This is a genomic window from Pedobacter rhizosphaerae, from assembly GCF_900111155.1.
Classification (GTDB): domain Bacteria; phylum Bacteroidota; class Bacteroidia; order Sphingobacteriales; family Sphingobacteriaceae; genus Pedobacter; species Pedobacter rhizosphaerae.
In genome coordinates, this window is the sequence record NZ_FOGG01000030.1 from 1 (window position 1) to 14,549 (window position 14,549).

The 14,549-nt window shown below is 39.6% G+C and carries 7 protein-coding genes and 1 pseudogene; 2 read left to right on the forward strand and 6 right to left on the reverse strand.

Annotated features, from left to right (window positions below; all coding sequences use genetic code 11):
- Window positions 1-252, forward strand: a pseudogene (locus BMX11_RS18705) (hypothetical protein); the annotation flags it as partial.
- A gap of 933 nt (window positions 253-1,185) precedes the next feature.
- Window positions 1,186-4,227 (forward strand): DUF2723 domain-containing protein, encoded by a 3,042-nt coding sequence (locus tag BMX11_RS18715; RefSeq protein ID WP_090887180.1) that lies wholly within the window; start codon window positions 1,186-1,188, stop codon window positions 4,225-4,227.
- A gap of 281 nt (window positions 4,228-4,508) precedes the next feature.
- On the opposite strand, the gene BMX11_RS18720 is transcribed toward BMX11_RS18715, so the two are convergent.
- From BMX11_RS18720 to BMX11_RS18740, 6 genes are all read right to left on the reverse strand, one after another.
- A complete protein-coding gene (locus BMX11_RS18720) occupies window positions 4,509-5,471 on the reverse strand; it encodes an acetyl-CoA carboxylase carboxyltransferase subunit alpha (RefSeq protein WP_090887183.1) in 963 nt (320 codons plus the stop codon).
- A 442-nt stretch (window positions 5,472-5,913) separates the two neighbouring features.
- Window positions 5,914-7,473, reverse strand: a complete 1,560-nt coding sequence (locus tag BMX11_RS18725; RefSeq protein WP_090887186.1) for a S10 family peptidase — start codon at window positions 7,471-7,473, stop codon at window positions 5,914-5,916.
- 360 nt (window positions 7,474-7,833) lie between these two features.
- The gene (locus tag BMX11_RS18730) at window positions 7,834-9,414 is read right to left on the reverse strand and encodes a SusD/RagB family nutrient-binding outer membrane lipoprotein (RefSeq protein ID WP_090887261.1); all 1,581 of its coding nucleotides are present in this window, start codon (window positions 9,412-9,414) and stop codon (window positions 7,834-7,836) included.
- Between the two features lie 19 nt (window positions 9,415-9,433).
- A complete protein-coding gene (locus BMX11_RS18735) occupies window positions 9,434-12,277 on the reverse strand; it encodes a SusC/RagA family TonB-linked outer membrane protein (protein WP_245738715.1) in 2,844 nt (947 codons plus the stop codon).
- Window positions 12,237-12,710, reverse strand: coding sequence for an STN domain-containing protein (locus BMX11_RS24700; protein WP_245738716.1), 474 nt, complete (start codon window positions 12,708-12,710; stop codon window positions 12,237-12,239). Before BMX11_RS24700 ends, BMX11_RS18735 begins: the two co-directional genes overlap by 41 nt.
- A 184-nt stretch (window positions 12,711-12,894) precedes the next feature.
- Complete coding sequence (locus tag BMX11_RS18740) at window positions 12,895-13,959, reverse strand: FecR family protein (RefSeq protein WP_090887189.1); 1,065 nt, start codon at window positions 13,957-13,959, stop codon at window positions 12,895-12,897.
- Between the last annotated feature and the right edge of the window lie 590 nt (window positions 13,960-14,549).

Genomic DNA, 14,549 nt, shown 5'->3' on the forward strand with positions numbered 1-14,549 from the left:
ATAAACAACAATGCAATGAAACGAATAAATACAAAGGGACTCATACAAGCAAATAAATGTATGATAATGGCAGCAGTCGCTTACAATCTTAAAAAACTATTAAGGTTTACAGTACGTAAAAACCAGCTTAAGTATGTGGCTAAAGCCGTTTTGGCAAAAAACATAAGCAATAGTGTAGAGAAAATTTATTTACGCGTATTAAATACTTTGGATGTATGTAAATACCAATTTATTTCCATAGTACACCTTTAATAAATAATCAAAAACTGAAAACAAATGAACCAGAGACATAAAAGGTTGGGATGATTAGTTAATGTTGTGCAACGGCCACTTGATAAAAAGGTAACCAAAAAATCAAGGCTTGCATCCTTTCTTGGCTATGAGCATCCGAATGCCGTTAGCGGTAATAAGAGGCTTAGGCTTTTGCACTTCAGGCCTTTGCTCGCTGCTTATTCCCTTGGGTATTGAGTAAACGTTTGAAACTGCAAGCATTCAAATGCTCCTATCCTGCGAAATGCTGCTAGGCCGGAGGCGTGCTTAGGAAAGGACGGTTATGTTTGAACGGGAGTTTGCAGGATGCACAATCCCTCGGCGGTCGTCATTCCCTCAGGAGGGAATCTTAATGCGATAGGTGTGGTCACCCCCCTTTCTGGTTGTAGCGTTAAGCTATAAACTGGCAGCTGGCATGATGCATTACCTGTTTTCTTCTATGACTTATATGGTTCGAAACTTTTTTACCATTTAAGGCATGTAAGTTCATGGTAATGACCACTCCCGCCATTTCACACGCCATCCGCACCCCCTCCTTGAAAAAAGGAGGGGAGTTCTAACCGCCCAAACCTCCTGGATGATTTTTCTGGGTGCTCTGTGTTTCCGTGGCTGAATGCAAGTGAATTTAAAAATAGATTTCCAATTGCCTTGCCTTATTATTGGATTTGATAGGGTGAGATACTTACTTTTTCTTCTATGGCTTATATGGTTAGGATTATTGCGCTTTACTGCCTGGAATGACAGATACATTTTAATTTTTTTTCCATACTTAATCGCATTGATTACTTGAGACATTAAAAACACGTTAAATTTTGTTAAATCAATCGAAAAATTTACCCATTTTATCGACTAGAATAGTTAATTTCGGCAGCATTTTTATGTTAAAACACATTTAATTATCATTATCAGAAACCAATGAATTATTCAAAAGTTAATAATATAGTAGGCTGGATCTGCTTTTTAATTGCTACAATAACTTACGTTTTGACCCTGGAACCCTCAGCTAGTTTTTGGGATTGCGGCGAATTTATTGCTTCCGCTTTCAGAATGCAGGTAGTTCACCAACCGGGAGCTCCGTTGTTTTTAATGTTACAACGTTTCTTCTCTATCTTTGCGATGGGTGATACCACTAAAATTGCCTACTGGATGAACATTGGTTCTGCCATTTCAAGTGCAGCCACCATTTTATTCTTATTCTGGACCATTACTGCTTTAGCTAAAAAAACTTTAGTAAAGGCTGGTGAAGTAATCAGCACAGGTACTTTAATCAGTATTATGGGTGCAGGTGCTGTGGGTGCTTTAGCTTATACTTTTTCCGATAGTTTTTGGTTTTCGGCTGTAGAATCTGAGGTTTATGCACAATCGTCTTTGTTCACTGCCATCGTTTTTTGGGCCATCTTAAAATGGGAAGCCCATGCCGATGAGCCAAAAGCAGATCGCTGGCTACTGTTTATTGCCTATATCATGGGTTTATCAATCGGTATCCACTTGCTAAACTTATTAACTATCCCCGCAATTGCCTTCGTTTACTACTTTAAAAGAACCAAGCAGGCAACTTCCTCTGGTGTTCTTAAAACTTTATTGGTGGGGATATTAATTTTAGGCGTTATCCAGTATGGTATCATTCAATACCTGGTATCGTTTGGCGCTTACTTTGATTTGTTCTTTGTAAATACTTTAGGCTTAGGTTTCGGAACTGGTGTGTTGTTCTTCGCTATCCTTGTTATTGCCGGATTTGTTTGGGGAATTAAATATTCTATTAAACATCAAAAGAGATTATTAAACTTAGGTTTAATTTCTACCGTATTAATCATATTCGGCTATGCCTCTTTCGCCATGATCATTATCAGAGCAAAAGCAGACCCGAACTTAAATAACAGTGCCCCAAAAGATGCCTTCTCCTTTTTAAGCTACCTTAACCGTGAGCAATATGGCGACAGACCTTTACTATTTGGCCCGAACTATAACTCACAAAGAACTGGTGTAACTGAAGGCAAAACGCTTTGGAGAAAAGGTGCTGAAAAGTACGAAGTTGCCGGAAAGAAAAATGACTACGAGTACAGCGACAACACCTTGCTTCCACGTATGTACAGCGACGACCAGCGTCACGCTGAATTTTACAGGGAATGGATGCACCTGGATGAAAGTAAAAAACCAAACCTGGTAGATAATGTTGGCTTCCTGGCTTCTTATCAGATTGGCTATATGTACATGCGTTATTTCCTTTGGAATTTCGCCGGTCGCCAGAATGATGAGCAAGGGCAAGGAAGTGGATTTGAAGGGGAATGGATTAGTGGCATTAAAGCCGTTGATGCTTTACGTATGGGCGACCAGAGCCACCTCCCTCCATCTACCATTGATAATAAAGCTTACAACAGATTCTACTTTTTACCATTAATTCTTGGTGTAATCGGTGCAATCTGGCACTTTATGCGCAACCAGAAAGATGCTGGGGTTGTTGCTCTTCTATTCTTCTTTACGGGCATTGCCATTGTACTTTACCTTAACCAGAAGCCATTAGAGCCTCGTGAAAGGGATTATGCCTATGTAGGCTCCTTCTACGCCTTTGCCATATGGATTGGGCTAGGCGTACTGGCTATTCGAGAATGGATACTTAAAAAACTAACGCCAGCTACAGGCGCTGTTTTGGCTACGGCTATTGGATTGCTTGCAGCTCCGGTAATTATGGCCGAGCAAGGCTGGGATGATCATGATCGTTCGACTAAATTGGTTGCACATGACATTGCCTTAGATTACCTTCAATCATGCGCACCAAATGCAATATTATTCACCTATGGTGATAATGATACCTATCCTCTTTGGTACATCCAGGAGGTTGAAAACGTGCGTCCGGATGTGAGAATTGTGAACCTTAGTTTATTCGATACAGACTGGTACATCAACGGTTTAAGACAAAAACAAAATGAGTCTGAGCCTTTACCTATCACGATGAAACCTGAGCAATATGTTCAGGGAGAAAGAGATGTTCTACCTTATGATGATTACAAAATTGCAGGTAATGTTGAACTTAAAAACATTGTTGAGTTATTATTATCTAATGATGATGGTGATAAAGTTGCCATGCAGGACGGTTCAAAATCAAACTTCTTACCAACTAAAAACTTCAAAATCACCATAGATCCGCAGCAAGTTATCAGTACAGGTACTGTTCCAGCAGCAGATGCCTCGAAAATTGCACCAGAAATGACCTGGACCTTCAACAAAGGTTATGTAACTAAAGGTACATTGGCTATGCTTGATATTTTAGCGCACAACAACTGGAAACGCCCTATTTATTTCGCTTCTACTGTACCTTCTGAGCAATACAATGGTTTAGATAAATATTTGTACAGTGAAGGCCTTGCTATGCGTTTATTACCATTAAAAGCTGATACCGCTGCTACTGAAGAAAGAGCAGAGCTTTTAAATACGCCAGTTTTATACAACAACGTGATGACCAAATTTAAATGGGGTAATATGAAAACTGCGACCTATTTAGATCCTCAATCATCTGACGATACATTTATCTTCACCAATATTTTCAGCAACTTAGCGGGAAGCCTGATTAAAGAAGGAAAAACTGCCGAAGCTAAGAAGGTAATGGATAAGTATTTTGAAGTAATGCCTGATAAATTCTTCGGAATACGTACAGTAGTGGTGAAGTATTACATCGCAGAAAACTTATACAAATTGGGCGAAACTGAAAAAGCAAACGACATTTTGAATAAGTCAGGAATCTATATCAATAAAGAGCTGACGTACTTAGCAGATGTTTCTCAATCTAAAGGAAGCCTAACAGGTACACAGAATGTTCAAACGGCCTTATATTATTTAGACCGAATGATCAAAGCTTCTAAAGCTGCCGGACAGGATAAAGTAAGCACATCGCTACAAAACATCTTTAACGGTTTAGAAAGCCGCTTTTCAATGTATTTTGGACAGCAACAGCCACAATAGATTCAGATAATGATCACAAAAAAAGGGATGCAAATGTTGGATCCCTTTTTTTGTGATTAAAAGACTGGGTTTTTAAGGATTGAATGACTGAATATTGCCTGGCGATTGCTCTAATCTAATGATGGAATTTTAAATGAGTGAATGAATGAATAAGCATAGCTATCATTCCATCATTCACTCATTCCATCATTCACTCATTCACTCATTCTATCAACCCCTAATAAAAAAAATCCCATTCAGCATTTGCCAAATGGGATTCAATGAATATAAGTTAGTTAATCTTATTCGTTAACAACACCCATTGCACAGAATTTATCAATTCTTTGTTCAATGAGTTTATCGGTTTTAATTTTGCCTAATGCGGCTAAATCTTTAAGGAGATATTCTTTTAATGTTTGTCCCATTAATTCTGGATCTTGATGTGCACCGCCTAATGGTTCAGGAATAATGCCATCAATAAGCTTGTTTCCAAACATATCCTCAGAAGTTAATTTTAAGCATTCTGCAGCTTTTTCTTTGAAATCCCAGCTTCTCCATAAGATAGAAGAACAAGATTCAGGAGAAATTACAGAATACCAGGTATGCTCCAGCATATAAACTTTATCTCCAATACCAATTCCTAAGGCTCCGCCTGATGCCCCCTCGCCTACTACTACACAGATAATAGGCACACGAAGGATAGACATTTCCAATAAGTTTCTGGCAATTGCCTCACCTTGACCACGCTCTTCTGCCTCCAAACCTGGGTAAGCCCCCATGGTATCGATAAAAGAAACCACTGGTTTGTTAAATTTTTCTGCTAAACGCATTAAACGTAATGCTTTGCGGTATCCCTCCGGGTTGGCCATCCCGAAATTACGGAATTGACGCTCTTTGGTATTTTTTCCTTTTTGGTGACCAATAACCATAACGGTTTGCCCGTTTATGGTTGCAAAACCTCCGATAATAGCTTTATCATCCTTAACCGTTCTATCGCCATGTAATTCGATGAAATCATCGCAAATCATGTTGATGTAATCTAAGGTTTGTGGACGATCAGGATGGCGGCTCATTTGAACTTTATTCCAGCCCGTAAGGTTATCATATAAGTTTTTGGTTGTCTCTTCTAACTTACCGTCAAGTTCATCTAAAGTGGCAGACATATCTACCTTTGTTTTTTCGGCAACTTGCTTAACCTTTTCCATTTGCTGAACTAAATCAGCAATTGGCTTTTCGAAATCGAATGATGTTTTTATCTGCTGCATAATTGAACCACAAAAATAAGTAAATATTTTTAGTTTACAGTACTAATAAATAGTCCGAAAGTCGGAGGACCGGGGACGGAAGCATGGGAGCCTATTTTGAAATTGCTATATCTTGAAACTTAAAAGCAAAAAGAATAAAGCTGAAAGCAATTAAATAGTCCTTTCAGTATGGAGTATTTAGTCGTTAGTAATTAGATCAGCTGCCTAACCTTGCAATAACAAATATACTTAGATGTCTAAGGTGCCTTAGGTGGTTAAAATTAAACCTTTTCAGTATGGAGTATTTAGTCGTTAGTAATTAGATCAGCTGCCTAACCTTGCAATAGCAAATATACTTAGATGTCTAAGGTGCCTTAGGTGGTTAAAATTAAACCAGAAAGCCCTGCCCTGAATAACTGCACCGAATCTCGATACCCGATACTACTATCTCGCTACTCCAACACTAAAACTTTGCCGATTCACCTGGCTTAGGCAGCGCCTTTAAAATAAAATTACGGATATGGTTATTGGCTGTTTTCAGATCATCCTTACGCAGGTACATCATGTGCCCACTGCGATAACCCTCCCAAGTCATTCGATCCTGGAGTTTACCCGCAGCGTCTAATTGCCACATGTTGTATTTAGCATTGAAGTAATCGCAAGCACCATCATAATATCCAGATTGAACTAACAGATGTAAAAATGGATTCTGTGCCATGGCCTGACGTAAATTTTCGCCGGTATTATCTCCCGATCTATCCCAGGGGTGTACAGGTCCAAACATGTTATATTTAAGATCAGTTTTATAATTCAGCTCATTGCGGATATACATATTGATGGCTGGAGTAAAAGAATGCAACCAGGAAGTTAGCTCCGCATTATAATCAGGCCCCTCCCCTGCAGTCATTTTATCTACACCACGGTATCTTGAATCTAACCTACCTACTGTAAAACCCTTATCTCTTAAAAGCTCTTTCCAGAAAAAATCGGTTGGTACATTTAAATTGTAACTTAAAATCACCTTTTCAGATAAGCCTGAGAAGCGGGCCATTTTAGCCGCAATGGCTCTTTTCTTTTCGGGATTAAGCGTTGCCCCGTGAGCAATAGCCGGGATCAATTCATCGATAGTAAACTGCTCAACTTCTGGAAGCATGGCGGTTAAATCTTTATTTTGTAAATCTGCTGATAGTGCTTTGTGGTACCAGGCGGTAGCAGCAAAATATGGCAACCTCAATGCAGCATCTACCGGACCACTCCTTTCTATACCCAATTCTGTTGGAGAAACCAAAACCACCCCATTCAGGTACATCCATTGATTATTTTGCAACTCTAATGCTAAGCCCGAAACACGAGTAGTGCCATAGCTTTCACCGATTAGAAACTTAGGTGATGCCCAGCGGTTGTTGCGGGTGACAAAAGTGTTAATCCACTCGGCTAGATACTTGATATCGGCTTTAACACCGAAAAACTTCTCTTTTGGTACATCCTTACTTGTAGCCCTCGAATACCCCGTGTTTACCGGATCTACGTATACAATATCGGCTACATCTAAAATAGAATAAGGATTTTCCTTATAGCCATAAGGTTGAACAGGGTAGCCCTCATCATCGATATTCAGCACTACAGGCCCAGTATACGCAATGTGCATCCATACCGATGCGGAACCTGGCCCGCCATTAAAGGAGATTACCAATGGTCTCTTATCTCTATTCTGAACGTCTGTTCGCTCATAATAAGTGTAAAACAATCCTGCAATTGGTTTACCCTCTTCATCCCACACGGGTAATGTACCTGTTGTAGCCTTGTAGGAAACAGCCTTTCCATTAATATTAACCGAATGATTAGTGATTACACTACTTTCCACCTTAATCGTTCTTTCATTGACAGTAGATTTAGGCTCATCCTTAACCGTTACTTGTGTAGTGGTTACCGTCTCTTTGCCCGAACTTCTTTTAGGCGTTTGTTGTGCCTGGGCAACAACATTTAATAATAATAGTAGTGCTAGGGTAGATTTTAATTTCATTTAAGCTGGTTTGATACCTAAATATCAAATTTAAGCGGCGTTTATCAAAAAACACACTATAAATGTTACCATAATTAGCTGTTTATGCGCTAACGGCGAAAGCTAAATCCAAAAAACCTTCCCAAAGGCTGGACTTAGGTCATCAATATCCATAAAAAAGCGGCATCACTTTCGCAATACCGCCGCTTAGATAACTTATGCCTGAAAAACGTAATGTTAATATTTGATGGAACTAAGATAGGCTAGTAATTGAAAAAAAGTGCAATCAAATCCTGCACAAACGTTTGTTTTATCGCTGAAACGGCATAAAAAAGGCCAGTATAGTTTACATACTGGCCTAATAACGGGGACGAGTTATTATTATTTATCCCACCATACTTTTCCTACTAATTTATCACCGCCAGGAACAGCGCCAGAAGCCGCTTTGTAGTTAGCCGCATTCGATACGCCCTCTGCCAGTGGATATGGGAACCGGCGTGGAATGGAGCCTCCTGTATTGGTGTTAGGGTAAACGATAGGGACTAAAGCCGGAATTCCGGTTCTTCTCCAATTTGACCAGGCTTCATAAAAATCGAGCATAGTGATGGTGTGTGCCCAATACTGTGTAGCAATCATATCCAAACCATTTGCTGCAACATAGGGATGTGCCGTTAAATAGGTATTCGCATCGGTAGTGGTTATAGCCATAGCAGCATCATATTGCGAAAGATAAGTCATGGCCGAAATTACTCCAGCATTATAGTGAGTAGCGGCAGAACCACCGATACCAAAACGTTGTGCAGCTTCTGCCCACAGCAGTTCGGTTTCTGCATAGGTTAAAATAAAGGTATTGCCCTCTCTTTTTAACATGCCAGGGTGTGGAGATGAGTAGTCGGTAAAATCGGTATAGGAAGGATCCTTACGAACATCTCTACCAGCAATACCGCTCAAATCTTTACCATTTGGCATTCCTTTCTGCACTGCGGCAGTGGTAATGAAGTTTGGATTCTGTGTTTTGGTTCCATCGGTTAAGTACAATTTAGTAACAGCTACCTTGCTTAAACGTGGATCGGCATTTGTTTTCAAATAATTGATAAAGGTAGAACTCCACCTGGTATAGTAGTTTTCTTGCCCTCCATCGCCTAACAAAACCTGCGCATTTCTATTTTGTGTTGGTCGGCCACCACCAGCGTCATGCTTAAAAAATGCATTATCCGCATCGCCAATCATGGTTTTTCCTACAGCTTTATTAATATAAGTTTGCGCTAAAGTTGCATCTGCTTTAGTTAAGCGCATGGCCATACGCAACAATAAACTATAACCAAAACGTTTCCACTTCGCGATATCGCCTGCATAAACCAAATCACCACTTACGGCATCACCACTTGCGTTTAAGGCAGTTGTGGCTTCGTCTACTTCCTTCAACAAATCGGTATAAATGGCCTGTTGAGAATCGTATTTAGGATATAAATTTCCGGTATAATAACCTGTGCCAGCTTCCGAATAAGGAATATCACCATATAAATCAGTTAATCGCTGAAAAATTAAGGCTTTCCAAATTCTGCCCATCTGATGAACATTGTTATACTGAGGTTTACCTTTGGTAAATTCGACCAGATCTGCGGCGTATTTAACCTGATCGGGATAAGCTTTTTCCCAGTAAGCAGCGGTGTATCCTTCATTAAGCATATATTTATCTCCTGCCCAATAACTGATTACTGAAGACAATCCCTGCATCATTGTAGAGGCGTAGATTAAGTTTCCCCTCCAGGTTTCATAGGCAAAATCGATACTGCCTGTATAATTAAGCTGTGCTGTAGATAAAAGATAATTTGGATTGTATTCAGCTTGTCCAACAGATTGTGGATCGGTATTTATTTTTTCGAAGTCTTTGGTACAACTGGATGCCAGCATAAGGCCAGACAATAAAAGTGGTACGTATAATTTTATGATCGTTTTCATTTTCAATTCGTTTAAAGGATTATAACTTAACACTTAGATTTAAACCATAAGAACGCACTGGCGGTACACCACCAAGCTCCATACCTGGAAAAGTTGCATTGTAACTCGATTCGGGGTCTATGTTATCCGTTTTCTTCATTAAGATGAATAGGTTACGACCAACAAAACTGAGGTTTAAGCCCTTTATTTTATTATTGAAAAGTTTAGCAGGGAAATTATATCCCAATACCAGTTGCCTGAATTTGATAAAGCTTGCATCTTGTACAAATTGCTTGGAAACATTATTGGCATAGGTAGTGTAATAATTAGCGGCATTGATACCCAGGGCATCACGGTTTTCTAAGGTGGCTTGATGTAAACCAAAAACATATCCATAATAATCAGTAGCCGAAAATATTTTACCACCCCATTTACCATCTATCAGGAAGGAAAGATTTACGCCTTTGTAGCTGAACTCGTTATTCCAGCCTGCTGTCCATTTGCTGTAAGCCGATCCATAAGCTTTCAGTTCGCCTCTTTCGGGCGCGCCATTGGTATCTTTTAATATGTTGCCATTAGCGTCATATTTAAAATCGTAAGCCATAACCTGACCTGCAGCCATGCCACCAATGTTCTGTAAGAAACCTACATTACTTCTTGATGTAGCCAATAACTGCGAAGCTGTTCCGGGTGCTAACGTAATTACTTTGTTATCGTTATATGAACCATTTATGCTGGATGTCCAGCTGAAATCTTTAGCTTTTAAAATCACGCCCGAGACCAAAGCTTCGACCCCTTTATTTTGAAGCTCTCCAATATTTAGGGTTGCACCACTATATCCTGTTGTGGTAGAGGTAGGTACATCCAAAATCTCATCACTTGATTTTTTACTATACCAGGTTAAATCTAAATTTAACCGGTCGCCAAAAAGGCGCATCTCCGTACCTACTTCAAACTCTTCGGCTTTAGAAGCAAACAGACTTGGGTTTGGAATAGAGGAGTTCACAATATTACCTATCGGACTGCCATTGATGGTTTCACTTCTTAAGTTATAATACAATTGGGTTTTAAAAGGTAGTGCCCCTTGCCCTACTACTGCATAACCTGCTCTTAATTTACCGAAGCTTAAGAAAGAAGGTTTCCAAAGCTCACTAAAAACAAATGAACCGCTGATGGCAGGATAAAACACACTTAATTTATTGTCTCTTCCTGGAGTAGCCAAAGTAGAAAACCAGTCACTTCTACCGCTACCTGTTAAATATAAGATGTCTTTATAGGTAATTTCTAATGTACCATAAACAGATTGAACTTCCTGATCGCTTTGGGTAACGCTTACGGTTTTGCCGCCGGTATTAGACAGGGTGTAAACGCCTGGAATTTGGAAAGATCCACCTTGGTTTGTGGTTTGACTTACTTTTGTACGGCGGTAACTGGCCCCAATATTTGGAGTAATAGAAATTTCGTCTACTTTGAAGCTTTTACCAATTAAACCATCTACGTTAATGTCGGAAAAATTAGTGAGCTGCTCGGTAAATCCTCCATCTAAATCGTAGGCCGTTCCAGATGGTGTAACCCCCAGATACGTTTCATTGTAGGCATCCCTACCTGCTCTTAATTGTAAAAATAATCCATTATCAAAAGTATACTTGGCATTGGCCGAACTCAATAAACGGTCTTTCTTGGTGTTATGAATAAATTCATAAGCGGCAAACCAGGGATTGGTTGCATAAGGGTTACCTGTATTGTATAAAATTTCATTCCCCTTGGCATCTTTCCAGGGTTCAAGATCTTTGATATTAATACTTGTAGGTAAGAAAGCAGCATTATAGTTAGCATTTCCGGCACCATCTGATACCATCGGGCGATTTTTAGCCTGTTCTAAAATGTAGTTAAAGCGGGCATCAATTACTAACCTCTTAATGGGATCTAATGTTGCAGATAAGGTAAAGTTTTGTCTATTTAAACCTGAATTAGGTACAACTGAATTGTTATGTAAATCACTTCCCGAAACCCGGATTACCCCTCCTTCGAAGGTTTTATTCAAGGCCAGGGTGTTGGTAAATGTATTTCCTGTTCTGTAGAAATTCTCAATATTATCTTTCTGAGCGGTGTAGGGTCTGCTCACTCCATCAAACTGAATTACATTTGAGCCATCCAGTTTTGCCCCCCAGCTTGAACCACCGGTTGAAGCAGCCGCCAGTTGCGTGGTTGGTTTTTGTCCGTTTGTTCCCTGACCGTAGATGTATTGCCAATCGGTTCTATCCATTACCTGTTCGCCAACATAGTTGCTATTGAATTCAATGCTATTGCCTTTTCCGCTTTTGGTGGTAATTAAAATTACGCCTCCTTTTGCACGATAACCATATAAAGCGGCTGCCGCAGCGCCCTTAAGTACAGAAATACTCTCAATATCATCAGGATTTAGGTTGCTGATGGCATCTCCCCTATCTGGCGCATTGTCATATTGCCCACCAGAGTTCCCTACAGAATTAGCGCTGAAACGTCCAACAGGCTCGCTTTCCATCGGAACGCCATTAATCACATACAATGGCTGGCTACTTTGACCCAAACTGGAAACGCCGCGAATGGTTACGCTCGTTGCTGCACCGGCACCGCCCGAAGTAGAACTCACATCCAAACCGGCTACCTTACCCACCAAAGAGTTTAGTACATTATTTTCTCTGGCCTGGGTTAGGGTCTCCCCTGCTACCTGAGTTACAGAATATCCTAATGCCCTGCGCTCCTTCTTAATACCTAATGCAGTAACCACAACTTCAGTTAGTTGCTTGGTATCTTCTGTTAAAACAATGTTGATAATGGCCTGGCTGCCAATGGCTACTTCTTTAGTTTGAAAGCCCGCATAAGAAAATAACCAAAATTGCATTTTCAGGCGCATTCAGGCTAAATTTTCCATTTATATCTGTAGAAGTACCTACACCAGTACCTTTAACCCTCACCGTTGCCCCGGGTAAAACGCCACCAAGCGGATCTTTTACAGTCCCCGTAATGGGTACTTCCTTATTTCTGCTAATGACAATTAATCCTCCATCGGAAACTGAATATTTTAGGTTCGTTCTATTCAATATGGCCGATAAAACTTCTGTAACAGGTGTATTGGTTACGGTTATACTTACATCCTTATTAATGGGAACATAAGTAGAACTATACACAAAATGGTAACTGCTTTGCTGTTCGATAATCTGTAATACCTTCGCCAACTTCGTTTTCTTCACATCAAGCGAAATCTTCTCTTGCGAGAAAACGGATGCCGAAACGTTGAGGCAGGTAATGAACACCACAATACAGGCTAGTTTCATTAGCATGATGAATTTTAAGAGCCTCCTATAGCTAGAACGCTCTTGCAGTAAGTAATAATAAATCATATTTTTGTTTTTTTGGTTGCAAAGTTCTTGGCAGCAATCTGTTCGCGCATAAACTGCCATTAATTAATCAGAAAGAAATCTTAAGGGCGGTGCGCCAACACCGTCCTTTTTCGCCTTTCTATTTAGAAATGATTACCTGGTTTCCTTTTATTTCATATTTAAAATATTCTACTTTTTGTAATGCCGATAAGGCTTGATTAATAGTTTCATTGCTGAATGTTGCTGTAAAACGGTACTTTTCTATTTCGGCATCCTTAAACCTGATCTCTACGTTATACCATTTTTCCAGTACGCCTTTAATTTCATCGAAATTCTGATCATAAATCTCTATCCGGTTTTTTGTCCAGGCTGTTTCTACGATCGTGCTATCTTTAATTAAGGTATAGTGGTTAATAGAAATTTCGGGGTGAACCACTTTTGGCTTTATCGCCTTGGGCTTATTGATGATGGGTTCTGTTTTATAAAAAGTAACCTTCTGACTAGGTTTTAGCGTGATGATTCCTCCATTACCATTTACGGCTTCCATGGTAATTAATCCACGAATGAGTGTAGCTTCCGAACTTACTTCATCTGGATAGGCCTTAACATTAAATGCTGTTCCCAAAACATTGATATTGAAATCGGTTGTTCCCACCTTGAAGGGCTTATCTTTATTATGGGTTACATCAAAATAAGCCTCTCCCTTTAAGTTTACTTCTCTACAGGTCACATTGAATTCTTTACCAATTGAAAGGGTACTTTTTGCATTGAGTAATACCACCGAGCCATCGGGCAGGGTAATTTTCTTTCTTTCGCCACTTCTGGTAGTAAATACCTTTGCCTCACTGGTATTCAAAGATGCAGGCTCAAGTGAATAATAGCGATACAAAAAAGTGATGGCTACTAAAACGATGATTGCTGCAGCAATCTTTAACCATAATTTATTATCCTGTAATTTAGATATTTTAGCAACGGGCAGAATATTTTCCTTCCTGTTTTCCAATTGTATATTTAACGGACGCTTATTTCCGCTCAGAATAAAATAAAGCCGCTTGGCTTCTCTTATTGTATTCTGCTGTTCTGGATGGGCATTTACATATTTCTCCCAATATTCAATGCACAACTTGTCGGTACCTGCGCAATACTGCTGAAAGGTACTATCGACAAGAAAATCTTCGGCATTGAATTTACTTCTATCAACCATTTGTAAACTGTCTTTTATATAACAGTGTCCAAAAGCTTAACTTTTTCCTAAGAAAATTTTAACTTTTTTTTAACTAACAGCATTTATGGGAAATAAACAGATCCTAAATGATTGTTTTATCTGGTGTAAGGGTATCCTGGCTAGCTATACCCTGATCTTAGCGTATCGCTAAGAACCTTTAAAAGTTTTATCTAAAACACAGAAAAGTCGTAGCGAGACGCTACCAATGCTATTAAGTTAAGGAGAAAACTAAAATGTATTGTCATCCTGAGCCTGTCGAAGGGCAATTCATTTTAGTTATACCCTGGTCTTAGCGTCTCGCTAAGAACCTAAAAAAGTTTTATCTAAAATACACAAAAGTCGTAGCGAGACGCTACCAATGCTATTAACTTAAGGAGAAAACTAAAATGTATTGTCAATCCTGAGCCTGTCGAAGGGCAATTCATTTTAGTTTTCGACTTATTAAGAAGGTCTTCGACGAGCTCAGACTGACACCATTTTGCTTAACTTAATAGCATTGGAGACGCTACAACAAGGGTAGGCATTGGAGACGCTACACTAGGGTAAAACACACAAAAGTCGTAGCGAGA

Bases quoted from the DNA above. Each gene is read 5' to 3' on its own strand.
- BMX11_RS18715 (WP_090887180.1), top strand. From the start codon at position 1,186: ATGAATTATTCAAAAGTTAATAATATAGTAGGCTGGATCTGCTTTTTA.
- BMX11_RS18720 (WP_090887183.1), bottom strand. From the start codon at position 5,471: ATGCAGCAGATAAAAACATCATTCGATTTCGAAAAGCCAATTGCTGAT.
- BMX11_RS18725 (WP_090887186.1), bottom strand. From the start codon at position 7,473: ATGAAATTAAAATCTACCCTAGCACTACTATTATTATTAAATGTTGTT.
- BMX11_RS18730 (WP_090887261.1), bottom strand. From the start codon at position 9,414: ATGAAAACGATCATAAAATTATACGTACCACTTTTATTGTCTGGCCTT.
- BMX11_RS18735 (WP_245738715.1), bottom strand. From the start codon at position 12,277: ATGCAATTTTGGTTATTTTCTTATGCGGGCTTTCAAACTAAAGAAGTA.
- BMX11_RS24700 (WP_245738716.1), bottom strand. From the start codon at position 12,710: ATGAAACTAGCCTGTATTGTGGTGTTCATTACCTGCCTCAACGTTTCG.
- BMX11_RS18740 (WP_090887189.1), bottom strand. From the start codon at position 13,959: ATGGTTGATAGAAGTAAATTCAATGCCGAAGATTTTCTTGTCGATAGT.